General features: G+C 66.1%; 27 protein-coding genes. 15 read left to right on the plus strand and 12 right to left on the minus strand.

Translation table 11 applies throughout. From position 1 onward, the window contains the following. Complete coding sequence (locus WJ542_RS08805) at positions 1 to 864, minus strand: alpha/beta hydrolase (RefSeq protein ID WP_411190508.1); 864 nt, start codon at positions 862 to 864, stop codon at positions 1 to 3. Between the two features lie 368 nt (positions 865 to 1232). On the opposite strand from WJ542_RS08805, the gene WJ542_RS08810 reads away from it, so the two are divergent. The 5 genes from WJ542_RS08810 to WJ542_RS08830 all read left to right on the plus strand — a co-directional run bounded on the left by WJ542_RS08810 (position 1233) and on the right by WJ542_RS08830 (position 6730). Next, complete coding sequence (locus tag WJ542_RS08810) at positions 1233 to 2267, plus strand: methionine ABC transporter ATP-binding protein (RefSeq protein ID WP_411188940.1); 1035 nt, start codon at positions 1233 to 1235, stop codon at positions 2265 to 2267. Continuing rightward, positions 2257 to 2910 (plus strand): methionine ABC transporter permease, encoded by a 654-nt coding sequence (locus WJ542_RS08815; RefSeq protein WP_411188941.1) that lies wholly within the window; start codon positions 2257 to 2259, stop codon positions 2908 to 2910. The genes WJ542_RS08810 and WJ542_RS08815 overlap by 11 nt, the downstream gene beginning before the upstream one ends. A gap of 215 nt (positions 2911 to 3125) precedes the next feature. Then, the gene (locus tag WJ542_RS08820) at positions 3126 to 3875 is read left to right on the plus strand and encodes an electron transfer flavoprotein subunit beta/FixA family protein (protein WP_411188942.1); all 750 of its coding nucleotides are present in this window, start codon (positions 3126 to 3128) and stop codon (positions 3873 to 3875) included. A 20-nt stretch (positions 3876 to 3895) separates the two neighbouring features. Next, complete coding sequence (locus WJ542_RS08825) at positions 3896 to 4831, plus strand: electron transfer flavoprotein subunit alpha/FixB family protein (RefSeq protein WP_411188943.1); 936 nt, start codon at positions 3896 to 3898, stop codon at positions 4829 to 4831. 111 nt (positions 4832 to 4942) lie between these two features. Further along, complete coding sequence (locus WJ542_RS08830; RefSeq protein WP_411188944.1) at positions 4943 to 6730, plus strand: acyl-CoA dehydrogenase; 1788 nt, start codon at positions 4943 to 4945, stop codon at positions 6728 to 6730. A gap of 93 nt (positions 6731 to 6823) precedes the next feature. On the opposite strand, the gene WJ542_RS08835 is transcribed toward WJ542_RS08830, so the two are convergent. Continuing rightward, positions 6824 to 8110 (minus strand): D-amino acid dehydrogenase, encoded by a 1287-nt coding sequence (locus WJ542_RS08835; RefSeq protein ID WP_411188945.1) that lies wholly within the window; start codon positions 8108 to 8110, stop codon positions 6824 to 6826. Positions 8111 to 8289: 179 nt separating this feature from the next. On the opposite strand from WJ542_RS08835, the gene WJ542_RS08840 reads away from it, so the two are divergent. Further along, positions 8290 to 8778 carry an Lrp/AsnC ligand binding domain-containing protein gene (locus tag WJ542_RS08840; protein ID WP_411188946.1) on the plus strand — a complete coding sequence of 163 codons (489 nt, stop codon included), beginning with the start codon at positions 8290 to 8292 and terminating at the stop codon, positions 8776 to 8778. Positions 8779 to 8863: 85 nt separating this feature from the next. Beyond that, entirely contained in the window at positions 8864 to 10009 is a 1146-nt protein-coding gene (locus WJ542_RS08845) for a PA0069 family radical SAM protein (RefSeq protein ID WP_411188947.1), read from the plus strand. A 29-nt stretch (positions 10010 to 10038) separates the two neighbouring features. Here the strand turns inward: WJ542_RS08845 and WJ542_RS08850 are convergent, their stop codons facing one another. Both WJ542_RS08850 and WJ542_RS08855 read right to left on the minus strand, forming a co-directional pair. Further along, the gene (locus WJ542_RS08850; protein WP_411188948.1) at positions 10039 to 10503 is read right to left on the minus strand and encodes an NINE protein; all 465 of its coding nucleotides are present in this window, start codon (positions 10501 to 10503) and stop codon (positions 10039 to 10041) included. Positions 10504 to 10597: 94 nt separating this feature from the next. Continuing rightward, positions 10598 to 11875: a PQQ-dependent sugar dehydrogenase gene (locus WJ542_RS08855; protein WP_411188949.1), complete on the minus strand. Its 1278-nt coding sequence runs from the start codon at positions 11873 to 11875 to the stop codon at positions 10598 to 10600. Positions 11876 to 11983: 108 nt separating this feature from the next. Between WJ542_RS08855 and rpsP the strand changes: the two genes are divergently transcribed. The 6 genes from rpsP (at position 11984) to WJ542_RS08885 (ending at position 16232) form a co-directional block, all read left to right on the plus strand. Next, positions 11984 to 12238 (plus strand): 30S ribosomal protein S16, encoded by a 255-nt coding sequence (gene rpsP, locus WJ542_RS08860; protein WP_027795319.1) that lies wholly within the window; start codon positions 11984 to 11986, stop codon positions 12236 to 12238. 26 nt (positions 12239 to 12264) lie between these two features. Next, positions 12265 to 12981 carry a ribosome maturation factor RimM gene (gene rimM, locus WJ542_RS08865; RefSeq protein WP_411188950.1) on the plus strand — a complete coding sequence of 239 codons (717 nt, stop codon included), beginning with the start codon at positions 12265 to 12267 and terminating at the stop codon, positions 12979 to 12981. A 49-nt stretch (positions 12982 to 13030) separates the two neighbouring features. After that, the gene (gene trmD, locus WJ542_RS08870; protein ID WP_411188951.1) at positions 13031 to 13798 is read left to right on the plus strand and encodes a tRNA (guanosine(37)-N1)-methyltransferase TrmD; all 768 of its coding nucleotides are present in this window, start codon (positions 13031 to 13033) and stop codon (positions 13796 to 13798) included. A 161-nt stretch (positions 13799 to 13959) separates the two neighbouring features. Beyond that, entirely contained in the window at positions 13960 to 14355 is a 396-nt protein-coding gene (gene rplS / locus WJ542_RS08875; RefSeq protein ID WP_027795316.1) for a 50S ribosomal protein L19, read from the plus strand. 84 nt (positions 14356 to 14439) lie between these two features. Further along, complete coding sequence (locus WJ542_RS08880; RefSeq protein ID WP_411188952.1) at positions 14440 to 15129, plus strand: CoA pyrophosphatase; 690 nt, start codon at positions 14440 to 14442, stop codon at positions 15127 to 15129. 161 nt (positions 15130 to 15290) lie between these two features. Further along, positions 15291 to 16232 carry a CobD/CbiB family protein gene (locus WJ542_RS08885; RefSeq protein ID WP_411188953.1) on the plus strand — a complete coding sequence of 314 codons (942 nt, stop codon included), beginning with the start codon at positions 15291 to 15293 and terminating at the stop codon, positions 16230 to 16232. Between the two features lie 87 nt (positions 16233 to 16319). Here the strand turns inward: WJ542_RS08885 and WJ542_RS08890 are convergent, their stop codons facing one another. The 3 genes from WJ542_RS08890 to WJ542_RS08900 are packed head-to-tail and all read right to left on the minus strand — an operon-like array spanning position 16320 to position 18921. After that, entirely contained in the window at positions 16320 to 16643 is a 324-nt protein-coding gene (locus WJ542_RS08890) for a putative signal transducing protein (protein ID WP_411188954.1), read from the minus strand. 14 nt (positions 16644 to 16657) lie between these two features. Next, entirely contained in the window at positions 16658 to 17653 is a 996-nt protein-coding gene (rsgA, locus tag WJ542_RS08895; RefSeq protein ID WP_411188955.1) for a ribosome small subunit-dependent GTPase A, read from the minus strand. Beyond that, the gene (locus tag WJ542_RS08900; RefSeq protein WP_411188956.1) at positions 17650 to 18921 is read right to left on the minus strand and encodes a M48 family metallopeptidase; all 1272 of its coding nucleotides are present in this window, start codon (positions 18919 to 18921) and stop codon (positions 17650 to 17652) included. Before WJ542_RS08900 ends, rsgA begins: the two co-directional genes overlap by 4 nt. Before the next feature lie 127 nt (positions 18922 to 19048). Between WJ542_RS08900 and orn the strand changes: the two genes are divergently transcribed. Beyond that, positions 19049 to 19687, plus strand: a complete 639-nt coding sequence (gene orn, locus WJ542_RS08905) for an oligoribonuclease (RefSeq protein ID WP_411188957.1) — start codon at positions 19049 to 19051, stop codon at positions 19685 to 19687. A 27-nt stretch (positions 19688 to 19714) separates the two neighbouring features. On the opposite strand, the gene mog is transcribed toward orn, so the two are convergent. Beyond that, entirely contained in the window at positions 19715 to 20338 is a 624-nt protein-coding gene (gene mog / locus WJ542_RS08910; RefSeq protein WP_411188958.1) for a molybdopterin adenylyltransferase, read from the minus strand. Beyond that, the gene (yjgA, locus tag WJ542_RS08915) at positions 20325 to 20933 is read right to left on the minus strand and encodes a ribosome biogenesis factor YjgA (RefSeq protein WP_411188959.1); all 609 of its coding nucleotides are present in this window, start codon (positions 20931 to 20933) and stop codon (positions 20325 to 20327) included. Before yjgA ends, mog begins: the two co-directional genes overlap by 14 nt. 183 nt (positions 20934 to 21116) lie before the next feature. Here yjgA and pmbA point away from each other — a divergent pair, with 183 nt between their 5' ends. After that, positions 21117 to 22487 (plus strand): metalloprotease PmbA, encoded by a 1371-nt coding sequence (gene pmbA / locus WJ542_RS08920; RefSeq protein ID WP_411188960.1) that lies wholly within the window; start codon positions 21117 to 21119, stop codon positions 22485 to 22487. A 51-nt stretch (positions 22488 to 22538) separates the two neighbouring features. Here pmbA and WJ542_RS08925 read toward each other — a convergent pair whose 3' ends face one another. The 3 genes from WJ542_RS08925 to WJ542_RS08935 are packed head-to-tail and all read right to left on the minus strand — an operon-like array spanning position 22539 to position 26153. Further along, positions 22539 to 23036, minus strand: a complete 498-nt coding sequence (locus WJ542_RS08925; protein ID WP_411188961.1) for a dihydrofolate reductase — start codon at positions 23034 to 23036, stop codon at positions 22539 to 22541. A gap of 55 nt (positions 23037 to 23091) precedes the next feature. Further along, the gene (locus WJ542_RS08930) at positions 23092 to 24624 is read right to left on the minus strand and encodes a sigma 54-interacting transcriptional regulator (protein WP_411188962.1); all 1533 of its coding nucleotides are present in this window, start codon (positions 24622 to 24624) and stop codon (positions 23092 to 23094) included. A gap of 17 nt (positions 24625 to 24641) precedes the next feature. Beyond that, the gene (locus WJ542_RS08935; protein WP_411188963.1) at positions 24642 to 26153 is read right to left on the minus strand and encodes a hypothetical protein; all 1512 of its coding nucleotides are present in this window, start codon (positions 26151 to 26153) and stop codon (positions 24642 to 24644) included. Positions 26154 to 26209 lie beyond the last annotated feature (56 nt).

Here is a 26209-nt window from a genome sequence, read left to right on the forward strand (position 1 = left end):
TCAGGCTTCAGCGGGCGCCGCCGTCGTGCCCGCGTTGTGCGCCTTTATCCAGTCGATCGCGGCGTCGATCACGCGTTCGCGTTCGAGGTCGTTGAGCGTCTCGTGATAATTCCCTTCGTAGAGCGTGAGCGTGCGGTCGGGCGAGCCCACATGGGGGCCGAACGCGCGGCTGCCGTCGGGTTCGGTGAGCTTGTCGGCGGTGCCGTGCCAGATCAGCACCGGCAGGCGCAATTCCGCGCGGCCGGCTTCGATACGCCGCATCGCGTTGAGCACTTCGGCTCCTGTACGCGCCGGAATCGGGCCGTGATGGACGAGCGGGTCGGCACGGTTCGCCTCGACCACGCGCGCGTCGCGCGCGAGCAGGGCAGCATCGATCTTCATTGCGGGAAAGCGCGGCCAGATCGCGCTCATCACGCGGCTCGCGGCAATCATCCATGACGGTACGTCGCGGCCGGGCGCCAGCGCCGGGCTCGACAGCAACAGGCCCGCGAGCGGCACGCCGCCATGCGGCGCGCGTTCGATCGCATAAAGCGCCGCAATGGCGCCGCCCATGCTGTGCCCCATCAGGAAGAGCGGGGTGCCTTGCCGGGCGCAGGCATCGCCCGCGTGGGCGACGAGGGCATACGCATCGTTCAGGTATTCGTCGAAGTGCGCGACCCACGCGCGAGGGCCGCTTGCACGGCCGTGGCCGCGCAGGTCGATCGCATAGACGTCGATGCCCGCGGCGTTCATGGCGGCAGCGAATGCCGCGTAGCGGCCCGCATGTTCGGCCAGGCCATGCAGCAGCGCGATCGCGGCCACCGGCGGCGTGGCGGTCGTGCGCCAGACGTAGAGAGGCAGCGTCGCGCCGTCGGGCGCATGCAGTGTCGAGGTTTCGGGAGTCGCGCCGGGTGCGGCATCACGCGCGGCGGCGTCGAACGGCGGGTTTGTCTCCATGGCTCTTCTTGTCCTTTGCGGTGGCTATTGTCGGTATCGTCTGCGCGGTGCGCCGCCCGATCATAGCCGCCGCGCCGCCCCGTTGGGCTCGCGCGGGGCAGCGGCATTCCTCTAATGCAATCCGGTTATGAAAATATCGAAATCAATTATTAAAAGGAATGACGGCCGCCAGGGTAAAATCGCGAGTTGAATTCAGTCCAGCAACGGCGGCTGTTTGCCGGCGCCCGGCGCTTCGGTGATCCCTGCGATCTTTCCGGCGTGCGGTGCGCGGCACGTCCGCCGTTTCGTTTTTCTCCATGATCGAAATACGCAACGTGTCCCAGCGTTTCGCCGGCCCGCAAGGCTGGATCGAGGCGCTGCACAACGTCAATCTGACCATCCCTCCGGGCGAAGTGTTCGGTATCATCGGGCGCAGCGGCGCGGGCAAGAGTACGCTCGTGCGCACCATCAATCTGCTCACGCGCCCTACCGAAGGCGATATCGTCGTCAACGGCCATACGCTCACGTCGCTCTCGCCCGCCGCGCTGCGCGAAGCGCGGCGCGAGATCGGCATGATCTTCCAGCACTTCAATCTGCTCTCGTCGCACACCGTGTTCGACAACGTGGCGCTGCCGCTCGAACTCGCGGGCATGAAGCGCGCGCAGATCGAGGAGACGGTGCTGCCGCTCCTCGAACTCGTGGGCCTCGCGGCGCAGAAGGATCGCTACCCGTCGCAGATCAGCGGCGGCCAGAAGCAGCGCGTGGGCATTGCGCGCGCGCTGGCGAGCAAGCCGAAGGTGCTGCTCTCCGACGAAGCCACGTCCGCGCTCGACCCTGAAACCACGCGGGCGATCCTCGACCTGCTGCGCAAGATCAATCGCGAGCTGAACCTCACGATCGTGATGATCACGCACCAGATGGAGGTGATCAAACAGGTCTGCGACCGCGTTGCCGTGCTCGATGCCGGCCGCGTGGTCGAAACCGGCCCCGTGATCGACGTGTTCCTGCAGCCGCGCCACGAAGTGACGCGCGCGCTGCTCGGCGACGTGATCGCGCAGGAACTGCCGCCCGCGCTCAAGGCGCGCGTGACCGAACGGCTCGCGAAGGGCAGCGGCCATCTGCTGCGCCTGGCTTTCAAGGGTACGGGCGTGGATCAGCCGGTGCTCTCGGAGACGATTCGCCGCTTCGAACTCGATTTCAACATCCTGCATGGCCAGATCGACGAGATCCAGGGGCAGGCGTTCGGCTCGCTCGCGGTGCTGGCCGGCGGCGATCCGGCCAGGGTGGCGCAGGCCGTGGCCTGGCTGCGCGAGCAAGGCGTGGTGGTGGAGGAACTGTCCCATGTGGAGTGAAATGTTCGACATGTTCGTCCAGTCGTTCTGGGAAACGCTCGTCATGGTGGGCATCTCGGGCGTCGTGGGCGCGGCCGTCGGTCTCCCGCTCGGCGTGCTGCTCTATCTGACCGATCGGGACGGCGTGCTGCAGAGTCTCGCCGTCAATCGCGTAATGGGTGCGATCGTGAACGCCGTGCGCTCGGTGCCGTTCATCATCCTGCTCGTTGCCGTGATTCCGTTTACGCGGCTCGTGGTGGGGTCGTCGATCGGCACGGCAGCCGCGGTCGTGCCGCTTACGATTGCCGCCGCGCCATTCATCGCGCGGCTCGTCGAAACGGCGCTGCGCGAAGTCGATCGCGGTCTCATCGAGGCTGCGCAGGCGATGGGCGCGAGCACGAGCCAGATCGTCTTCAAGGTGCTGCTGCCCGAGTCGCTGCCCGGCGTCGTGGCGGGGCTCACTATCACGTTCATCTCGCTCGTCGGCTATTCGGCGATGGCGGGCGCGATCGGCGGCGGTGGCCTGGGCGATCTCGGCATCCGCTACGGTTACCAGCGTTTCGAGCCGGAGGTCATGCTGATCGTCGTCGTGATCCTGATCGTGTTCGTGCAACTCGTGCAGTCGCTCGGCGACTGGCTCGTGCGGCGCCTGAGTCACAAGTGAACGACAACCAGGGCGGGAGGCCATGGATCTCCCGTTTAGAGAAATTCGTCGGAACCCGGGGTTGTAGCCCGGGTTTTTTCCACCGTAAAATAGCACGATCGTTCGCTGTCGCGCAAAAGCGGTAGCTGTGAAAAGTGCGGGCGGCAGAGGCGCACGGCGAGGCGCTCGCTATAATGTCCGCCAGGTTGACGTATTCGTAACTTCGGAGCATGTGAATGAAAATCCTTGTGCCAGTCAAGCGCGTAGTCGATTACAACGTCAAGGTCCGTGTGAAGTCGGACGGCACGGGCGTCGATATCGCCAATGTGAAGATGTCGATGAACCCGTTCGACGAGATTGCGGTGGAAGAAGCGGTACGTCTGAAGGAAGCGGGCGTGGCGACCGAGGTGGTGGCGGTGTCGGTGGGCGTGGCGCAGGCGCAGGAAACGCTGCGCACGGCGCTGGCGATCGGCGCGGACCGTGCGATTCTTGTCGAGGCGGCCGACGGCGTCGAGCCGCTGGGCGTGGCGAAGATCCTGAAGGCGCTTGTGGACAAGGAGCAGCCTTCGCTCGTAATTCTCGGCAAGCAGGCCATCGACGACGATTCGAACCAGACCGGCCAGATGCTCGCCGCGCTGGCGAACCTGCCGCAGGCCACCTTCGCCTCGAAGGTCACGGTGGCGGACGGCAAGGCGACAGTGGCGCGTGAAGTGGACGGCGGCGCGGAAACGCTGTCGCTGACGCTTCCCGCGGTGGTCACGACGGACCTGCGCCTGAACGAGCCGCGCTACGTGACGCTGCCGAACATCATGAAGGCGAAGAAGAAGCCGCTGGAGACGATCAAGCCCGAGGACCTCGGCGTGGACGTCACGCCACGCCTGAAGACGCTGAAGGTGGCCGAGCCGCCGAAGCGTTCGGCCGGCGTGAAGGTGCCGGACGTGAAGACGCTGGTCGAGAAGCTGAAGACCGAAGCCAAGGTCATCTAAGGGTTGAGGAGCGTAAAGACATGACGATTCTGGTTATTGCCGAACACGACAACACGTCCGTCAAGGCTGCGACGCTGAACACTGTGGCTGCCGCGCAGAAGATTGGCGGCGACGTGCACGTGCTGGTGGCGGGCCACAACGCGCAGGGCGCGGCTGATGCCGCGGCGAAGATCGCCGGCGTGGCGAAGGTGCTGCTGGCCGATGCACCGCAACTGGAGCAAGGCCTGGCGGAAAACGTCGAGGCGACGGTTATCGCGATTGCGAAGAATTACTCGCACATCCTTGCGCCGGCGACGGCCGCAGGCAAGAACGTGGCGCCGCGTATCGCCGCGAAGCTGGACGTGGCGCAGATCTCGGACATCACGGCGGTGGATTCGCCCGACACGTTCGAACGTCCGATCTACGCAGGCAATGCGATCGCAACGGTGCAGTCGGGCGACCCGATCAAGGTGATCACGGTCCGCACGACGGGTTTTGACGCCGTCGCATCCGAAGGCGGCAGCGCGAGTGTCGAGAAGCTCGAAGCGGCGGCAGACAGCGGCCTGTCGCAGTTCGTGAGCCGCGAAGTGACGAAGCTGGACCGTCCTGAACTGACGAGCGCGAAGATCATCGTCTCGGGTGGACGTGGCATGGGCAGCGGCGAGAACTATACGAAGGTGCTGGAGCCGCTGGCCGACAAGCTGAACGCCGCACTGGGCGCCTCGCGTGCCGCAGTGGACGCAGGCTACGTCCCCAACGACTTCCAGGTGGGTCAAACCGGCAAGATCGTGGCGCCGCAGCTGTACATCGCGGTGGGCATCTCGGGCGCCATTCAGCATCTGGCGGGCATGAAGGACTCGAAGGTGATCGTCGCGATCAACAAGGACGAAGAAGCCCCGATCTTCAGCGTGGCCGACTATGGCCTCGTGGGCGATCTGTTCACGCTCGTGCCGGAGCTGGTCAAGGAACTCGGCTGATTGCCGGTGCTGACCGACGCCGCGCGGGTTGAACCACGGCGTCCGGCATGACAGGAAGGGGTGCTACGGCGCCCCTTTTTTTATGGTTCGCAACCCGCGGAGGAGACAGACATGTACAACGCGCCGATCCACGACATGCTGTTCGTGATGAAGGAACTGGCAGGCCTCGACGAGATCGCGGCGCTGCCCGGTTTTGAAGACGCGACGCCCGAAACCGTTCAGGCGGTGCTCGAAGAAGCGGCAAAGCTCTGCGGCGAAGTGCTCGCGCCGTTGAACGCGGAGGGCGACCGCAATCCCAGCCGCTGGGATAACGGCAACGTCAGCGCGACACCGGGCTTTGCCGATGCGTTTCGCCAGTTCTCCGCAGGCGGCTGGCAGGGTGTGCAGCATCCACAGGAGTACGAAGGGCAGGGTTTGCCCAAGCTCGTTGCGACGCCGTGCATCGAAATGCTCAACGCGGCGAACCTGTCGTTCGCGCTGTGCCCGCTCTTGACCGACGGCGCGATCGAGGCGCTGCTTACGGCAGGCACCGAAGCGCAAAAGGCGCGCTACGTGCCAAAGCTGATCTCGGGCGAGTGGACCGGCACGATGAACCTCACGGAGCCGCAGGCGGGCTCCGATCTCGCGCTCGTGCGCACGCGCGCCGAACCGCAGGGCGACGGCAGCTACAAGGTCCTCGGCACGAAGATTTTCATTACCTGGGGCGAGCACGATATGGCGGAGAACATCGTCCATCTGGTGCTCGCGCGCACGCCTAGTGCGCCCGCCGGCGTGAAGGGCATTTCGCTCTTCATCGTGCCGAAATTCCTCATCAATGAGGACGGCTCGCCTGGCGCACGCAACGACGTGCATTGCGTGTCCATCGAGCACAAGCTCGGTATCAAGGCGAGCCCCACCGCCGTGCTGCAGTACGGCGATCATGGCGGTGCCGTGGGCTATCTGGTGGGTGAAGAGAACCGCGGCCTCGAATACATGTTCATCATGATGAACGCGGCGCGTTTCGCGGTCGGCATGCAGGGCGTCGCTCTTTCGGAGGGGGCGTACCAGAAGGCCGCGGCGTATGCGAAGGAGCGCGTGCAGAGCCGTCCCGTCGACGGATCGGCGAAGGATGCCGTGACGATCATCCATCACCCGGACGTGCGTCGCATGCTCGGCACGATGCGCGCGCTCACCGAAGCCTCGCGTGCGCTGGCCTATGTGGCGGCGGCAGAAAGCGACCTCGCGCATCGCCATCCCGACGAGGCGGTGCGCGCGCAGCATCAGGTGCGTTACGAGTATCTCGTGCCCATCGTGAAGGGCTGGAGCACGGAGCTCTCGATCGACGTGACGAGCCTGGGCGTGCAGGTGCACGGCGGCATGGGCTTTATCGAGGAGACGGGCGCCGCGCAGTACTACCGCGATGCGCGCATCCTGCCGATCTACGAAGGGACCACTGCGATCCAGGCCAACGATCTGGTCGGCCGCAAGACGCTGCGCGACGGTGGCGCGGCGGTGAAGGCGCTGATCGCCGACATTGCCCGGACCGTGGAAGCGCTGGGCTCGCACGAAGACGCGCCGTTCAAGGCCATGCACCGGCACCTGTCGCAAGGGCAGCAGGCGCTGGCTTCGGTGGTGGACTATGTGCTTGCCAACACGAAGAGCGATCCGAACGCCGTGTTCGCCGGTAGCGTGCCGTATCTGAAGCTGGCGGGCATCGTGCTGGGCGGCTGGCAGATGGGACGCGCGATGCTCGCATCGGCGCGGCTGAATGCAGAGGATCCGGCGTTCCACGGCGCGAAGATCGCGACTGCGCAGTTCTACGCGCAACATGTCTTGCCGCAGGCGGTGGCGCTCGAAGCGGCGATCGTCAGCGCGAAGGGGGCCGAGGGCGTGCTGGCGCTTTCCGAAGACCAGTTCTGACCCGCCTGTCGCACAACAGCATGCGCCAATGAAAATCGGCGCCCTCGGGCGCCGATTTTCGCTTGTGCCTGGCGTGCTGTCGAAGCCGCGGCGTTACGCGTAGGCGGGGCGGTGCGCGCCTTGCGTTTCGCCGAGATAGCGGAACACCGAGAGATCGTCGGCCTTGATCGCGGGCTGCTTGCCCGAAATGAGATCGGCGAGCAGTTGGCCCGAACCGCACGACATCGTCCAGCCAAGCGTGCCGTGGCCTGTATTGAGGAACAGATTCGGGAGCGGCGTGCGGCCGACCACGGGCGTGCCGTCCGGCGTCATCGGACGCAGGCCGGTCCAGAAGGTGGCCTTGGTGGTGTCGCCGCCGCCCGGGAACAGGTCGTTCACGCACATTTCCAGCGTCTCGCGGCGCGCTTCGCGCAGCGTCTTGTCGAAGCCGACGATCTCCGCCATGCCGCCCACGCGGATGCGATTGTCGAAGCGCGTGATCGCGATCTTGTAGGTTTCGTCGAGCACGGTCGAGACCGGCGCGGCATCCGCGTTCACGATCGGCGCGGTGATCGAGTAACCCTTGAGCGGATAGACCGGAATCTTCACGATGTTCGCGAGCATCTTCGTCGAGAACGAGCCGAGCGCAACCACGAAGGCGTCGGCGCGCACGAACTCGCTGCCGCACTGCACGCCCGCGATGCGATCGCCCGAGACCGCGAGGCTGTCGATCGGCATGTTGTAGCGGAATTTCACGCCCAGTTGCTCGGCCATCGCGGCGAGACGCGTGGTGAAGAGCTGGCAGTCGCCGGTTTCGTCGCCCGGCAGGCGCAGACCGCCCGTCAGCTTGTGCGAGACCGCGGCGAGCGCCGGCTCGGCGCGCTGGAGTTCGGCTGCGCTGAGCAGCTCGTACGGCACGTTTGCCTCCTTGAGCACGGCGATATCCTTCGCCGCGCCCTCGAACTGCTGCTGCGTGCGGAACACCTGCAGCGTGCCGCCCGTGCGGCCTTCGTACTGGATGCCGGTGTCGGCGCGCAGGGCCTGCAGGCAGTCGCGGCTGTATTCGGCAAGGCGCACCATGCGGCCCTTGTTGAGCGCATAGCGTTCGGCCGAGCAGTTCTGCAGCATCTGCCACATCCACTGGAGCTGGAACTTCGTGCCGTCGAGGCGGATGGCGAGCGGCGCATGCTTTTCGAACATCCACTTGATCGCCTTGAGCGGGACGCCCGGCGCCGCCCACGGCGCGGCATAGCCCGGCGAAATCTGGCCGGCGTTCGCAAAGCTGGTTTCGAGCGCCGGGCCGGCTTCGCGGTCGATGACCGTCACTTCGTGGCCCGCGCGCGCCAGATACCAGGCACTGGCCACGCCGACCACTCCACTGCCCAATATGACGACTCGCATAGCTGCTGCTCCAATAGATATTGTTGATGCGACGCCGGTTCCAGACCGCCTTGCCACGTGACAGGGCAGGGCAAACAGGAAAAAACACGCTTTGAGCGGCGTAGCTAGTGTTATTAGCTATGCTATTGTTGTATGCCTAGATTTAGTTATTGTATTTCTCAAATATTCAGGAAAAAAACATGAGAACGCAGCGCCAGCCGGTCCGCGCACTCGACCGGCTCGATCACCGCATCCTCAAGCTGCTTCAGGAGGACGGGCGCATGGCGATGAAGGATCTCGCCGAGCAGGTGGGGCTTTCCGTGACGCCCTGCATCGAGCGCGTCAAGCGCATGGAGCGCGACGGCGTCATCATGGGCTACTACGCGCGCGTGAACCCGGGCGTGCTGGGAGCGGCGCTGCTGGTGTTCGTCGAGATCACGCTCGACCACAAGAGCGGCAACATGTTCGAGCAGTTTCGACGCGAGGTGCAGAAGATTCCCGAGGTGCTCGAATGCCATCTGGTCTCGGGCGACTTCGACTATCTGATCAAGGCGCGCATCGGCGAAATGGCCGACTACCGCAAGCTGCTTGGCGACATCCTGCTGCAATTGCCCGGCGCCGTGCAGTCGAAGAGCTACGTCGTTATGGAAGAGATCAAGGAAACACTGACGATCGCGGTTGGCGCCTGAGGCGAGGCGGCCCCGTTTTTCGGGCTCGACAATGCGGCTCGATACTGTATATTTATACAGTATCGAGCCGCATTTTTATTTCCCTGTGAACGATCCCGATCGCGAGCCGCACGACGATGCCGACGCGTGGCAACCCATTGCGCCACCGGCGCCCCGCAAGGGGCGCGGTGCGGTCACGAACCTGCAGGGGCGCTACGAAGTGGATCAGCGCGAGACTTTCGACGACGGCTGGCGGCAACCCGGCGCCGAAGATGGTGGCGAGGAGGCCCCCGCATTGCGCACGCAGGTGTTCGAGGAACACGCGAAGAGCATCCTCACGCGCAACCAGTCGCCGGACATCCCGTTCAGCGTTTCGCTGAATCCCTATCGCGGCTGCGAGCACGGTTGTATCTACTGCTTCGCGCGTCCCACGCACAGCTATCTCGGCCTGTCGCCGGGGCTCGACTTCGAAAGCCGGCTCTACGCGAAGGTCAATGCGCCGGAATTGCTGGCACGCGAACTGTCGAAGCCGTCCTACGAGCCCGAGCCGATCGCGCTCGGCGTCAGCACGGACGCGTGGCAGCCCATCGAACGAGAACTGCGCCTCACGCGCCGCGTGATCGAGGTGCTGGCCGAGCGCGGGCATCCATTCGCGGCGATCACGAAATCGTCGCTGATCGAGCGCGACCTCGACCTGCTCGTGCCGATGGCCCAGCGCAACCAGTTCATGGCCGCGATCACGATCACGACGCTCGACGCCGATATCGCGCGCACGCTCGAGCCGCGCGCGGCCTCCCCGGCGCGGCGGTTGCGCACGATCCGCACGCTGGCCGAGGCGGGCATTCCGGTGGGCGTGAGCATTGCACCGGTGATTCCTTTCGTCACCGAGCCGGACATGGAGCGTGTGCTCGAAGCCTGCGCGGAGGCGGGCGCGACGAGCGCGAGCTATATCGTCCTGCGCCTGCCGTGGGAGGTGGCGCCGCTCTTTCACCAATGGCTCGCCGCGCATTTTCCGCAGCGCGCCGGGCGCGTGATGAACCGCGTGCGCGACATGCGCGGCGGCAAGGACTATGACGCCGCGTTCTCGCAGCGCATGAAGGGAACGGGTCTCTGGTCCGAACTGCTCAAGCAGCGCTTTCACAAGGCGGTGCGGCGGCTCGGACTGAACGAGCGGCGGCACGGCATTCTCGACATGTCGGAGTTCGTGAGCACGAAGTCCGCGCGCGAAAAGCCGCAGCTCGATCTTTTCTAACGCGGGAAAAGATCGCTATCGGGAGAGCGCTATTGAGAGAGCGCTTTTGCGGCCTCGACCTGCGATTCGAAATACGTCTGGAACGAGAGCGCGAGTCCCGACATGAGGAGGAACGCGCCGATCAGCAGCGAGAAGATCACGACGAAGACCACCGCCCAGCCCGAGCGGCTTTGGCGGCCGGCTTGCGCGTTGAACTGGGCGTCCCACTTCGCGTCGGGGCGCAGGCCGTAGACGATGGCCGCGAGAAACGCCGAGAGCACCGAAACGGCGCCGATGACCGCGAGCACCCAGCCCGCCGTCGAGGCGCGCTCGCTGGCGACGAGCAGCAGCACGCCCGGAACGCCGAGCAACGTGCCGAACACGTGCGCCCAGCCCCAGAAGTCGCGCAGGCCATAGAGGTAGAAGCGATGGGCGCCGAGGCTGCCGAAGAAGAACGCGAGCGCGGCGGTGAGCGTCTTGGAGCGAAAGCGCGTTGAAGGAGAGGCTTGGGACATGGGCGGGCGAAGGCGCGAAGTCGTTGATGCCGCAACGGCGGCAGCCGTCGGGCATTGTACGTCGCGCGCCCGTGCGTGCGCAGTGCCGCGCGGCCTACGGTTTCGTCCAGGTCACGCGATAGATCGCTCCCGCGTAGTCGTCGCTGATGAGGAGCGATCCGTCGGGCAGCGGCTCCACGTCGTCGGGGCGGCCCCATTGGGTGTCGTCGGGGTTGAGCCATCCTTGCGCGAATACCTCCTGACGCGCGTTCGTGCCGTCCGGATTCGCGGTGATCCGCACCACGCGGTAGCCCACTTTCCTGCTGCGGTTCCACGAACCGTGCTCGGCGATGAAAATGCTGTTGCGGTAGTCGGGCGGAAACATCGTGCCGGTGTAGAAGCGCATGCCGAGCGAGGCGACGTGCGCCCCCAGCTTCATGACCGGCGGTGTGAATCCGCTGCATGGGTGGCCCGCGCCGAACTCGGGATCGGGCACGTCGCCGCCGTGGCAATACGGGAAGCCGAAGTCGAGGCCGGCGCGTGCGAGGCGGTTGAGCTTGTCGTCGGGTACGTCGTCGCCCATCATGTCGCGGCCGTTGTCGGTGAACCAGAGTTCGTGCGTCTCGGGATGCCACGCGAAGCCCACCGTGTTGCGTACGCCGCGCGCGATCGTCTCGTAGTGGCTGCCGTCCGGGTCCATGCGGCCGATCATCGCGTAGCGCGTGCGCTGCGGGTCGCTCGCGGGAAGGCAGATGTTGCAGGGCGCGCCCTGCGGCACGTAGAGCTTGCCGTCCGGACCGAACGCGATGAATTTCCAGCCGTGATGGCGGTCGGCCGGCAGGGCGTTCGTCACGACGACGGCTTGGGGCGGGTCGTCGAGATGGCTATCGATGGCGTCGTAGCGCAGGATCGACGAAACGGCGGAGACGTACAGTGCGCCGTCGTGCCACGCGACGCCCACGGGCATTTCCAGTCCCGACGCGATCACATGTTTCCGGGCGAGCTTGCCGTCGCGCAGTTCCAGTGCGTACACGTGGCCGTCCATGCTGCCGACGTAAAGGATGCCCCTGGGCGAGAGCGTCATCTCGCGGGCGGCCGGCACGTCGTCCGAGAGCACTTCGATGTGGAAGCCGGGCGGCAGTTGAATGCGCTCGATGGGGAGGGCCGCCAGCGCAAACGGCGCGGTAAGCGCGAGGAGAGCGGCGGCGGCCGTACGGTATGTCAGAATGCCGGCCTGGCGTGCGCGCAGGACCCTGTCGCAACCCGGTGTTCTGTTCGTATGCGGGGACAGAGTGCGATGCGGCAGGCCTGCAAAAAGCCGCAGCAGCGCCGTGCGAACCCACGTCCGAGCCCTTTCCGCGCGGCCATCCCGCCTCGATCGATCGCCATTCATCGCACTTTCCCTCCTGGATTCTCAGTTAAGTGTTTGTTATGGCTTCGGTTTCGGGATATAATCGTCTGTTTCAGTAGTCCCGAACCCCCGGTTTTCAAGGATTCTAGTATGGTCATCATCCGTCTGGCACGCGGCGGCTCGAAGAAGCGCCCGTTCTACAACATCGTCGCAACCGACTCGCGCAACCGCCGCGACGGCCGTTTCATCGAGCGCGTGGGCTTCTACAACCCGGTCGCTACCAAGGGTGAAACGCTGCGTATCGCGCAAGACCGCGTGACGTACTGGCAAGGCGTTGGCGCGCAACTGTCGCCGGCCGTCGAGCGTCTCGTGAAGGAATCGCAAAAGGCAACGCCTGCTGCTTGAGCTTTGGCTTGATGCGAGGTTCGCCGATGCATGACGACGCAAAAGCCGCAAAAGCAGATGCGCCGGCTTCGGTCAAACCGCGCAAGGATGCTGGCGCTGCGCGCCGTGCTGCGCCGTCTTTTGGCGCGTTCGTGCGCAAGTCGCAGCCCGAACGTGCGGCAGAGGTTCCGAAGGCTGCGGCCGAAGGCTTGCTGCCCGCAACGGAGTCGAGCTTTCCGGCCGATGCCGTCGAAGTCGGCGCCGTGATCGACGCCTATGGCCTCAAGGGCTGGGTGAAGGTCGCGCCGCATGCGCAAGGCGGCAGCGCGTTGCTGGCGGCGAAGCGCTGGTGGCTCGTCAAGGGCCGCGAGCGGCAGTCCGCGGTGCGCATTGCCGCGAAGGTGCACGGCGACAGCGTTGTCGGGCAACTGGCAGGCGTAGCCGATCGCGACGCCGCACTGCTCCTGCGCGGTTCGCGTATCTACGTGAGCCGCGCCGAATTTCCCGCCCCCCAGGCCGACGAGTATTACTGGGTCGACCTGATGGGTCTCGACGTCGTCAACGAGGCGGGCGTCGAACTCGGCAAGGTCGCCGACCTGATCGACAACGGTGCGCACTCGGTGCTGCGCACCGAGTATCCGTCGACGGGCAAGGACGGCAAGCCGGCCACCGGCGAGCGGCTGATCCCGTTCGTCGGCGTGTACGTCAAGTCGGTGGACCTCGCGGCGAAGCGTATCGTCGTCGACTGGGAAGCCGATTACTGAGCGTGCGCTTGTAATCAGTTTGTACTCATTTCGCTGAACGGAGAGAGCGATGCAGTTCGATGTCGTGACGCTCTTTCCCGAGATGTTCCGTGCGCTGACCGACTGGGGCATCACCAGCCGGGCGGCGAAGCAGCAGCGCTACACGTTGCGTACGTGGAATCCGCGCGATTTCACGACCGACAACTACCGCACGATCGACGACCGCCCGTATGGCGGCGGCCCTGGCATGGTCATGCTGGCGAGGCCGCTCGAAGCGGCCATCGGCGCGGCGCAAGCCGCCCAGGCCGAACAGGGCGTGAGCGCGCCGCGCGTGCTGTTGATGTCGCCGCAAGGCAAGCCGCTCACGCACGAGCGCGCCGTGCAGTTTGCGCAGGAGCCCGGTTTCGTGATCCTGTGCGGCCGTTACGAGGCGATCGATCAGCGTTTGATCGACCGTCACGTCGACGAGGAAGTCAGTCTTGGCGACTTCGTGCTGTCGGGCGGCGAATTGCCCGCCATGGCCCTGATGGATGCCGTGGTGCGGTTGCTGCCGGGCGTGCTGAACGATGCGCTTTCGGCGGTGCAGGACAGCTTCGTCGACGGTCTGCTCGACTGTCCGCACTACACGCGGCCCGAGGAATACGAGGGCGTGCGGGTGCCCGATGTGCTGCTTGGCGGCCATCACGCGGAAATCGAGCAGTGGCGCCGTCGCGAGGCGCTGCGCAATACATGGAGCAAGCGGCCCGATCTGATCGCGCGGGCCAGGAAGAACAGAATGTTGAGCCGTGCCGACGAGGCATGGCTCGCTAGTCTCGCGAAGGGTCCGGACGAAGCGTAAGGCTTCGGGCGGGTGCGCCGCGAGGCGCCCAAGGCGGTGCCGCTTCATGCGTGAACGGCGCCAGTTGTGAATCCATCCTCTATCGGGGCCGTCGTTGCAGCGATTCCACGGGAATCCGGCACAGGTACGAACGCCGACATGATGGCTTACGGAGTGAATCCATGAATCTGATCGAAAAACTCGAACAGGAAGAAATCCAGCGCGTGCTGGGCGAGAAGACCATCCCCGAATTCGCCCCCGGCGATACGGTGATCGTCAACGTGAACGTGGTTGAAGGCAACCGCAAGCGCGTTCAGGCCTATGAGGGCGTCGTGATCGCAAAGCGTAACCGCGGTCTGAACTCGTCGTTCATCGTGCGCAAGATCTCGTCGGGTGAAGGCGTGGAGCGTACGTTCCAGACGTACTCGCCGCTGCTGGCCAGCATCGTCGTGAAGCGTCGCGGTGACGTCCGTCGCGCGAAGCTCTACTACCTGCGCAACCTGTCGGGCAAGAAGGCTCGTATCAAGGAAAAGCTGGTGTCGAAAGACCGCGCAGCGGCTCCGGGCGAGCAGGCTTAAAAGCTGTAAGAAAAAAGCACCCTCCGGGGTGCTTTTTTTGTTTTGGACGCAAAATAGTTATCCGGCAGTGACTCGAGAGATCCGTTGAGACGTCCAGCATTTGAACCCGAAAGCCTGCCGATCGAATCGACCGGCGCCCATCTGCCGCCGGTTGCCGCCGGGCGGCTCACGCCCGAAGGTCTGCGCGCGCGTTTCGAGCAGCGCCTGCCGTGGGACCCCGAGCCGCAGGAAGCGCGCTTCACCGAAATGCGCGATCCGCGCGAGGCCGCGGTCCTCGTGCCGCTCGCCATGCGCCAGTCGGGCCTGACCGTATTGCTCACGCAGCGTGCCGACCATCTGAGCAACCACGCCGGGCAGGTGAGTTTCCCCGGCGGCAGCCGCGAGCCCTCCGACCCCACGCCCGTGGCCGCCGCGCTGCGCGAGGCGCACGAGGAAGTGCATCTGGATCCGGCGCGCGTCGAGGTGCTGGGCGCGCTGCCCGACTATCTGACCGGTACGGGCTTTCGCGTAACGCCCGTGGTGGGGCTCGTGCACGAACCGTTCGATGTCCATGCCGATACGCTCGAAGTGGCCGAAATCTTCGAGGTGCCGCTCAGCTTCCTCATGAATCCGGCCCATCACCAGGTGCGGGTGCTGCGCTGGGAAGGCGGTGAGCGGCGCTTCTTCGCGATGCCGTATCCGGCGGCGGGCGAGGAGGGCGTGGGCGGCGCGCATTTCATCTGGGGCGCGACAGCCGGCATGCTGCGCAACTTCTATCGCTTCCTGCTGGCCTGATGGTGTGTTCTGGCGGCGTGCTCCGATGGTGAGTTCGAAACAAGCGCTCCGGACTACCCAGGTGCTTAAGTGTTGTGCGTTTGCAGCCAGGCACTCAGGCACATCTGGCCCTGTGATATCTTTGCAACAATTTCCTTAACAAGCATCGCACGGCGCGTCGCATGACCTTCTTCTCCGTATTGCTGGCTCTCGTCATCGAACAGGTGCGGGCGCTTTCGCCGAACAACCCGGTGATGGGGCTCGTGCGTCTCAATGCGGAATGGGCCGCGCACGGCTTCGACGCGGGCAAGAAGAAGCACGGCGTCATCGCCTGGCTCGTCGTCGTGCTGCCGTGGACGCTCGGCACGGCGCTCGTGTACTACGTGCTCTACCACATCAGTTTCGTGCTGGCGTTCCTCTGGAACGTGGTGGTGGTGTACTTCACGCTCGGCTTCCGGCAGTTCAGCCACTACTTTACCGACATCCATCTCGCGCTCAACAACGACGACGTGCCCCGCGCGCGCGAGATCCTGCAAGAGTGGACCGGCATGGACACCGTGGACATGCCGGTGAGCGAGATTGTGCGCCACACGCTGATCCATGCCGTGGTGGCGTCGCACCGGCACGTGTTCGGCGTGTTTTTCTGGTTTCTCGTGCCGATCGGCCCAGCCGGCGCCGTGCTGTACCGTATCTCCGAATATCTCGCGCGCGAGTGGTCGCGTCCGGCCGACGAGCGCAGCGAGTCGTTCTCGAACTTTGCGCAGCACGTGTTCTTCGTGATCGACTGGGTGCCGGCCCGGCTGACCTCGCTTGGCTTCGCGATCGTCGGCAATTTCGAGGATGCGATCTACGCCTGGCGCAATCACGCGAACCAGTGGCCCGATACCAACGAAGGCGTGTTGCTCGCGGCCGGCAGCGGCGCGCTGGGCGCGCGGCTCTCGGGTCCGCTCGCCGAGCAGTCGAGCCTCGACGCGCTCGCCACCACACCGGGCGAAGGCGGCCCGTACACGGTCGGCGACGACTGCACGCCGCGCACGCTGCAGTCGGCCGTGGGGCTGGTCTGGCGCGCCGTGATCCTGTGGATGATCCTCCTCCTCATGCTCACGATCGCCGTCTGGTTCTGATCCGCCGGCGCGCTTCCCGATACCGCGTCCTCACGCAAAACGGCCCGCTTCGATGAGCGGGCCGTTTGCATTCCACCTCTGGTTGCGTCATTCGTCGCGGATGTCACGCTCTCGCCCGCACTGCCAGCAGACCGTGAACTGCGCTTCCAGCGTTTCTCCGCAAGCGGGGCAGCGCCATGACGGCGTGCCGGCGGGCGGTCCGCGTTTCGCCTCGTCGATGAGGCGCAGCGCGAGTTTCTCGTCGCGCTCGTCCATGAGCCACAGTTCGGGCGCGCACTGCTCGGCGGGGATTTCGCCCATGGCGCCGCTCAGGTAGCGGTTGTGCAGCTCGCACGGCACGCCCGCGGTCGCGAGAATGTTCATCCAGTGCTGGGCAATCAGCAGATTCGGGGCGCGCACGAGCCTGAGCATGGTGTGGGCGCTCCCTAGCGCACGACCTGGCTGATCTCGTGCATGAGCTGCGCGTAGAGCGCGTGACGCTCGGGTGCAATGCGACCATCCTCCACCGCCTCGAGAATGGCGCAGCCCGGCTCGTGCAGGTGATGACAGTTGTAGAAGCGGCAGTGCGCTAGGAGCGGACGGAACTCGGGCAACGCACGCTCGAGCGTGCCTTCGGTGAGATGGTAGAGGCCGAACTCCTGAAAGCCCGGCGAATCGATCAGTGCGCCGCCTGAAGATGTGCCATCCGTTCCGTCGTCCGGCAGCATATAGAGGCGCGTGAACGTCGTGGTATGGCGGCCGCTGTTGAGCGCCGTCGAGATTTCGCGCGTGGCCGCTTCGGCGTCGGGCACGAGCAGGTTGACGAGCGTCGACTTGCCCATGCCGGACTGGCCGAGCAGGATTGTCGCGTGGCCGCGCAGATGCTCCGCGAGCGCCGCACGCGCCGCTTCGGGCTGGCCCTTCACGGAGAGTTCGAGCACCGTGTAGCCGAGCGCCCGGTAGCGTTCGAGCCGCGCGCGCGCGAGCGGCAGCGCGGCTTCCACGTCGATCTTGTTCAGCACGATCAGCGGCTTGAGGCCGTTGGCCTCGGCGGCGATGAGCGCGCGGCCGAGCAGGTCCTCGCTGAAGTGCGGCTCGGTGGCGAGCACGATCAGCAGCTGGTCGAGATTCGCGGCGAAGAGCTTCGACTTGAACTGGTCGGAGCGATAAAGCAGGTTGCGCCGCTCGCCGATCGCCACGATCACGCCCTGGTCGGCCGAGGTCGATTGATATTCGACCCGGTCGCCCACCGCCACCTCGCTTTTCTTGCCGCGCGGGAAGCACTGCAGCGGCGCGCCGCTGCCTTCCGGTGCGACGAGGTAGTGGCGGCCGTGCGCCGCGATCACGACGCCGTGCAGCGTGCCGCTCGACGTTGCGCCAGCGGTTCCGGCCGCGCCCCCTTGTCCGCCTCGCGCGGCGGCTTTTGGTCCGCGCCGGCTCATGCGTGCGCGAGCAGTCGGTCGATCCGTTCCGAAGCGGGCGGATGCGAGTAGTAGAACGCGGTATAGAGCGGATCGGGCGTGAGCGTCGAGGCATTGTCTTCGTACAGCTTCACGAGCGCGTTGACGAGCTGCTGCGCGTCGGTCTGGGTCGCGGCGAATGCGTCGGCTTCGAACTCGTGCTTGCGCGAGCTGAGGCTGCCCAGGGGCGTGATGAAGAACAGGAACACCGGCACGGCGAGGAAGAACAGCACGAGCGCGAGTCCTTCGTTGCCGCCGAGCAGCGACGGCCGCACGCCGAGCCCCTCGTAGAACCAGACGCACTGGGAGAGCCAGCCCAGCAGCGCGAGTAGCGCAAGGCTGATCGCGAAGGTCACGAGCATGCGCTTGATGACGTGGCGCCGCTTGAAGTGACCGAGCTCGTGCGCGAGCACGGCCTCGATCTCGCTGCCCGAGAGGCGCGCGAGCAGCGTGTCGAAGAACACGATGCGCTTGGCCGCGCCGAAGCCCGTGAAGTAGGCATTGCCGTGCGCGGAGCGGCGGCTGCCGTCCATCACGAAGAGCCCCTTGGCCGCGAAGCCGCAGCGCTGCATGAGCGCCTCGATGCGCGAGCGCAGGGCCTCGTCCTTGAGCGGCTCGAACTTGTTGAAGAGCGGCGCGATGAAGGTGGGGTAGAGCACGAGCACGAGCATCTGGAACGCCACCCACACGGCCCAGGTCCACAGCCACCAGAGGCTGCCGGCCTGCCTCATGAGCCACAGCACGACGAACAGCAGCGGGATGCCGAAGGCCGCGCCGATCACGAGACCCTTGAGGCGGTCCATGACGAAGATGCGCTTCGTCATGCGGTTGAAGCCGAAACGCTCTTCGATCACGAACTGGCGGTAGTAGTCGAGCGGCAGTTCCACCGCGCCGCTGATGGCGAGCACCGCCCCGATCAACGCGATCTGCCCGACATAGTCGCGCCCGAGCCAGCCGGAAATCCCGAGATCGAGCGCCTGCACGCCGCCGAGCAGCGTGAGCGCGATCAGCACGACGGCGGAGAGCACGATTTCGAGCATGCCGAGGCGCGTGCGCGCGACCGTGTAGTCGGCGGCGCGCTGGTGGGCGGCGAGCGGGATGGTGGCCGCGAACCGGGCGGGCACCGCGCCGCGGTGGGCCGCGACGAAGCGCGTTTGGCGCGTGGCGAGCCAGAGCTTGGTCGCGGCCATGGCGAGCACTGCGAACACGAAAAGAGCGCTGAAGGTCAGCGCGGGGGACAAATTAGCCATCCGTGGGGTCCGTGGTATCTATGCGACAATTATATGATCTTGTCGGCTGGGCGACTGCAAGCTCGCTGCGTCGCAGCTTCCCTCGCGCTTCCCTGCCGCGTCCTCACCGTTTTCCGGATTGCCTTTCATGACTGACACGACCTCCGCCACGACGGCCGGCCAGGCGCCGCTCGAACGCACCGACATGAACCTGATCTGGCTCGACATGGAGATGACGGGGCTCGACCCCGACAACGACCGGATCATCGAAATCGCCGTGGTGGTGACGAATTCGACGCTCGACAAGGTGATTGAGGGCCCGGTGCTGGCCATTCACCAGACCGAAGCCGAACTCGACCGCATGGACGAGTGGAACCGCAACACGCACGGCCGCTCGGGCCTCATCGAGCGCGTGCGCGCTTCGATGGTGACCGAGGAAAGCGCCACCGGGCAGATTCTCGCGTTTCTTGCGCAGTACGTGCCGCCGGGCAAGTCGCCGATGTGCGGCAACTCGATCTGCCAGGACCGCCGCTTCATGGCGCGCTGGATGCCGACGCTGGAACGCTTCTTCCACTACCGCAACCTCGACGTCAGCACGCTCAAGGAGTTGTGCCGCCGCTGGCAGCCGGCCATCTACAAGGGCTTCCAGAAGCGCGCGATGCACACGGCGCTGGCCGACATCCACGAGTCGATCGACGAACTCAAGTACTACCGCGAGCATTTCCTCGTGCCCGGCGCGAGCCAGGCGCCGGCGGCAGACGCTGGAGCGGGTGGGGCGGCGAAGTAAATCCCGCCTCCCGCAGCGAAGGGTGGTTCAGGCGCGCGGCGGGCGTTGCGCGCTTTTCGGCCGGAACGCCATGACGACGTTCGGATCGGTTTCGATGTACGGCCCGCCGATCAGGTCGATGCAGTACGGCACCGCCGCGAAGATGCCCGGTACTTTCACGGCGCCGGTCTCGTCGCGCAGGCCTTCAAGCGTTTCCCGGATCGACTTCGGCTGGCCCGGCAGGTTGATGATCAGCGCCGCGTGATCGGCGGTTTCGCGGATTACCGCGACCTGGCGCGAGAGGATCGCCGTCGGCACGAAGTTCAGGCTGATCTGGCGCATTTGCTCGCCAAAGCCGGGCATTTCCTTCGTCGCCACCGCGAGCGTTGCTTCGGGCGTCACGTCGCGGCGCGCCGGCCCGGTGCCGCCCGTGGTCAGCACGAGGTCGCAGCCAAGGCCGTCCACGAGCGCCGTGAGCGCGGCGGAGATCGTGGCCGCGTCGTCGTGGATCAGGCGCGTTTCCGCGCGCCACGGCGACTTCAGCGCCAGCCCGAGCCATTCCGTCAGCGACGGAATGCCCTTGTCCTCATAGACGCCCGCCGTCGCGCGGTCGCTCACCGAAACGAGGCCGATCAGCAGTTCGTCCGGGTGGCGACGCTCAGGCTTCGTCATCGTCGCGCTCCTCGTCCCCGTCAGGGGCCGTATCGTCGGCCTCGTCCGGGCTGCCGCTCGCGGTCTTGATCCACTGGAATAGTTCGCGGAAGTATTTGGGCGGCCGGCCTTGCTCCTGCTCGCGCCGCGCGTTGCGGATCAGCGTGCGGCCTTCCTGCGGGTCGGCGGCGGGGTGCTGGCGAATGAATTCGGTGAGCGCGGCGTCGTCGGCGAGCAGCTTCTCGCGCGTGCGTTCGATCCAGTGCAGACGCGCCGTGGCGGCCCGGTTTACGCCGCGGTGCTCTTCGAGCGCCGTGCGCAGCGCGGCGACCTCGGTTTCGTTCAGGCCGCGCATCATGCGGCCCACGTACTGGAGCTGGCGGCGCTTGCCTTCGTGGTCGGTGATGCGGCGCGCCTCGTGGACGGCTTCCGCGAGGTCTTCGGTCATCGGCATGCGCTTGAGCGCGTCTTTCGGCAGCTCGACGAGGGCGGTGCCCAGTTCCTGGAGCGCCGTCATTTCGCGCTTGAGCTGCGACTTGCTGGGACGATCGTAGCCGTTGTCGTCCTGATCGGCTGGAGCGTCGTGGATGGGTTGAGTGCGGGTTTTGCGTGTCATGGACGATATTGTAGCTTGCGGGCGCGACGGCGCCGGGCTCGCGGGAGGCGCGCGAAAACCCGCCTCGGTGCGGGGCCCGATACCTTGCTATGATCGCGGGATGCGCCCATGAGGCGAATTTCCCGACACACGATTAGTGGACACCAGCGGGCCCAGGCGGCCCGGAACCGGACCGTAACGACAATGGCAGCAGATATCGAAGCCCGGCAACGCTTTTTCCCGCATACCCAGGACGAACTGAAAGAGATCGCCTCGGACATCCTCCGGCACGCGAAGACGCTCGGCGCGAGCGACGCGGCGACGGAAATCTCCGAGGGCGACGGGCTTTCCGTGTCCGTGCGGCGCGGCGAAGTCGAGACCATCGAGCACAACCGCGACAAGATGGTCGGCGTGACCGTCTATATCGGCAACAAGCGCGGCAATGCCAGCACCTCGGACTTCTCGCCGCAGGCGCTCAAGGACACCGTGGCGGCCGCGTACAACATCGCGCGCTTCACGGCCGACGACGACTGCGCTGGCCTTGCCGAGCGCGACCTGCTCGAAACGGCGCCGCGCGACCTCGACCTCTATCACCCGTGGAATCTCTCGGCCGAGGAGGCCGTCGAGATCGCCCGCCGCGCCGAGGACGCCGCGTTCGCCACCGACCCGCGCGTGAAAAACTCGGAAGGCGCGAGCGTTTCCGCGCAGCATTCGCAGTTCGTGCTGGCCACGAGCGGCGGCTTCCTGCACGGCTATCCGTATTCGCGCCACTACATCTCGTGCGCGCCGATCGCGGGCGAAGGCCGCAACATGCAGCGCGACGACTGGTACACGTCGCGGCGCAGCGCGAGCGAGCTGGCTTCGCCCGAGGCCGTGGGCCGCTACGCGGCCGAGCGGGCGCTTTCGCGGCTCCACGCGCGCGGACTCGACACGCGCAAGGTGCCGGTGCTGTTCGAGGCGCCGCTCGCGGCGGGCATCCTCGGCGCGTTCGTGCAGGCGACGAGCGGCGGCGCGCTCTACCGCAAGACCTCGTTCCTCGTGGACAGTCTCGGCAAGCCGGTATTCGCGCCGCATATCCAGATCGTGGAGGATCCGCACGTGCCGCGTGCGGCGGGCAGCGCGCCGTTCGACGAAGAGGGCGTGCGCACGCACCGTCGCGAGGTCGTGAAGGACGGCGTCGTGCAGGGCTATTTCCTCTCGTCGTATTCGGCGCGCAAGCTCGGCATGCAGACGACGGGCAATGCCGGCGGTTCGCACAATCTCCAGTTGAAGAGCTCGCTCACGCAACCGGGCGACGACTTCGAGGCGATGCTGAAGAAGCTCGGCACGGGTCTGCTGTTGACCGAGCTGATGGGGCAGGGCGTGAACTTCGTGACGGGCGACTATTCGCGCGGCGCGTCGGGCTTCTGGGTGGAGAACGGCAAGATCCAGTACCCCGTGGAAGAGATCACGGTGGCCTCGACGCTGCAGGAGATGTTCCGCCACATCGTCGCCGTGGGCGCCGACACGCTCGCGCGCGGCACGCGGCAGACCGGCTCGGTGCTCATCGAGCGCATGACGGTGGCGGGGCAGTAAGAGCCCGCGGGCCCTTGCTGCGGGGCCCGCAGTGACTTCCCGGTAACGCCTTCAGTCGCGCCGTTCGTAAGTCACGAACGCGAAGTCGAAGTTGTTCGGCGGGTTCGCGTGCAGTGTCTGGCGCGAGGTTTCGCGCCAGTGCGCGGGATCGGGGGCGGGGAAGTGGGCGTCGCCCTCGAAGTCGATGGCGATTTCGGTCACCACGAGCTTGTGCGCAAGCGCGAGCCCTTCGGCGTAAAGCTGGGCGCCCCCAATCAGGAACGCCTCGGGCGCCTGATCCTGCGCTGCCAGCGCGAGCGCCTCTTCGAGGTTCGTGGCCGTATCGCAGCCCGGGAAGCGCTTCGTGGCGTCGCGCGTCACGACGATATTGCGGCGCCCCGGCAGGGCGCGGCTGATCGATTCGTGAGTCTTGCGGCCCATCACGATGGGCGCACCCATCGTCGTGCGCTTGAAGAAGGCGAGGTCTTCGGGCAGACGCCAGGGCAGTTCGTTGTCGCGGCCGATCACGCCGTTGCGCGCGCGCGCGACGATCAGGGTGAGCGTCGTCATCGAGTCAGTCGAAGTAGGGAGTACCCCGCGATTCTACCCGACGGCGTTTCCTCCCTCACTCCTCGTTTTCCGCCGGCGGTTCGGACTGGTTCTCCGCAACGCCCGCGAAAATCGTCTTCTCGTCGCGCAGGCCGTGCGTGCCCATCAGGCGGTAGAGCGTCACGCGCGAGATGCCGAGGTCCGCGGCCGCCTCGGTGAGGCGGTGGCGATGGCGCAGCAGCGCCGCTTCGATCGCGCGCTTTTCGGCGGATTCGCGCGCCTGGGCGAGCGTCACCGTCTGCTGCTCGGTAAACTGCGCGAGGTCGAGATCCTCGGCGGAGAGCAGCTTGCTTTCGGCCATCACGATCGCGCGCCGCACGCGGTTGATGAGTTCGCGCACGTTGCCCGGCCAGTTGTAGTTGTACATGGCCTCGATCGCGTCGGGCGTGAAGCCGCGAATCTTGCGGGCGCTGTCCATCTTGAACTTGTGCAGCACGTGATGCGCGAGTATTTCGATATCCTTACCACGCGCGCGCAGCGGCGGCTCGTCCACGCGCAGCACGCACAGGCGGTGGAACAGGTCCGCGCGGAAGCGTCCGTCGCGCATCGCGGCTTCGAGATCGACGTGGGTGGCCGAGATGATGCGCACGTCCACCGGAATCTGCTCGTGGCCGCCAAGGCGTTCGATCTTGCCTTCCTGCAGGAAGCGCAGCAGGCTCGCCTGGCTTTCCATCGGCAGGTCGCCGATTTCGTCGAGGAACAGCGTGCCGCCGTTGGCCGCTTCCACGCGTCCGATCTTGCGCTGGTTGGCACCGGTGAACGCACCGCGTTCGTAGCCGAACAGTTCGGATTGCAGAAGATGATGCGGGATCGCACCGCAGTTGATCGGTACGAACGGCGCCTTGCGCCGTGGCGAGCGTTCGTGGATCGCGAGCGCGGTCAGCTCCTTGCCGGTGCCCGACTCGCCGGAGATGAACACCGTGGCGTCGGTGTTCGCGACCTTGCGGATCGTGCGGAAGAGCTGCTGCATCGCCTCGCAGGTGCCCACCATTTCGTCTTCGTCGTGGCTCGCCGCCGCGGCGGCCCCGGGCGCGTCGAGATCGCACAGCGACACCATGCCGAACGCGTGGCCGACAAGATAGTCGAGCGTCGCGTTCGTGACCGGCAGGTGGACGTAATCGAAGCAGTAGTGGCGGATCAGCCGCCGCACTTCGGGATCGGTGAGGCGCGCCGAATCGGTGAGCGCGATCCAGCCGACCTGCTGCAGCCGCAGCACCGCTTCGAGCGTGGCGAGATCGCGCGGCGCGAAGCCGGTCAGATCGACGATGCCGGCGCAGGCGGCCTCGGGCTTCACGAGCCGCGAGGCCTCGTGGGCCGTGCGCGCCGTCGCGAGATCCCAGCCGCGGCTCTTGAGGTAGGCCGTGAGCGCCGGGTCCGGCGTACGGGCGACGTAGACGAGGATACGCTCGGTTTCCGTCGCGCTGCCCGCAGCGGTGTCGTCGGTTTCGGCGAGCGGCCGGCCCGGTTGCGGCGGCGGCACGACGGCGGGCCGCTGGCCCGCCCCGGCGAACGGCGTCACGGTAGCGCTCAGGTGAGAGGTTTCGCGCACGATCGACCTCGTGTTCGTCAGAAGGTGTAGGGGAAGCGCACGCCGACGACGAAGTTCGGTGCGTCGGGCGTGAGGCCCACGGCGACCGCGCCGTTGATCGTCAGGTGCTTGTTGACGACGTGATTCAGGCCGAAATTCAGCACGGAGGCCGTGGTTTCGCTGCCTGGCACGCCGGTCCAGCTACCGCCCGGCGCCTTGGTCTGCGACTGGGGCTCGATGGCCATCGTGTAGGAGATGCTGGCCGAATCCTTGTCGGAGAACGCGAGCGCCACGCCGCCGCCGAACTGGATGATGTCGCCGAGCTTCACGTCGGCCGGCTCGGTCTGCCCGACCACCGACGAGATATCGGCGAACGAGCGCGAGATGTTGTAGGTGTACGAGAAGCTGCCGAACAGCACGACCGGGTCGTAGGTCTTCAGCACGGACAAGCCGGCCGTGACGTTCCAGAAGCCGGTGCCGGTGGGCAGCCTGGTCGGCGCCACGAGGTTCGTGTTGTCGCCCGAGATCTGCTCCAGCTTGATGCCGAACGGCGAGCTGCCGGTGTCGGACTTCACGCGCAGGCTGCCGACCACGTCGGGGATGTCGTTGGTTTCCTTCAGGAACTGGTAGTAGATCCCGAAGTTCACGTCGCCGATGTTGCTCGAATTGGCCGAGGCATCGGAAAGCGTGCTCGCCGCACCGCCCGCGCCGCCCACGATGAACGTGCTGTGCCGGTAGATGTAGGGCACGTCGACGTCGACGCTGATGCGGTCGGTGAGACCGTAGCGCACGTCGAGATCGGCCATCAACTGATGAGACTTGGTCTCGCCGAGGTTGATGTTGCCGAGGAAGATCGCGTCGAGCGCAAGGAAGCCCGAAAGCTGCAACTGGCGGCGATCGTAGTACGTGTCGCTGATACCCCAGTCGAGCGTGAGCTTGTGGTCGAAGAGCGGCGCTTCCTGGCGTTCCGCGACGGCCTGCTCGGAGGCGGTGCGGGTGGGCTGCTCGCTCTGCTGCGTCGTGCCGACCGTCGGACTGGCCGTGCTCGCCGGATTCGCTGCGTTCGCCGGATTGACGCCGACCGGCGCGCCCTGTTGCGGGCCGCTTGCTGCCGAGCTGCCGGTCGCGCCGGTGGTCGGGCCGCTGTCGGGCGAGGGCGGATTGACGGGAACGCCCGTCGCCGTGCCGGTAAGCGAACCCGGCGCGGTGGCGCCGGGTACCGCCTGGGCGAGCGGCGGCAGCGGGACGGGCAAGCCGTCCGCGCCGGGCTGTTCCGCGACCGCGGTATCGGACGCAGCGTCGGGCGCGCCCGCACCGGGCAGGCCGCGGCCGCGCTGCTGCATCTCCAGGTTCGTGACCTGGCGCTCGAGTGACTGGATCTGCTTTTGCTGCTCGTCGACCACGCGCATCAGCGTGTTGAGGCGGTCGTCGACCGACTGGTCCTGAAGCGCCTGTGCGTGTGCCGACTGCGCAAAGGCGAACAACATGGCGGCTGCGGGTATGGCCGCGAGTCTGAGGCGCGGCCAACCCTTTGTGGACATCGTGTTCATTCTTGTTTCCCCCCGGGTTTGCAGACGGGCGCTTTTCCGCGCTTTGCGGTCTCGCG

Origin of the sequence: Paraburkholderia yinzeri (assembly GCF_046581065.1) — a bacterium.
GTDB lineage: Bacteria > Pseudomonadota > Gammaproteobacteria > Burkholderiales > Burkholderiaceae > Paraburkholderia.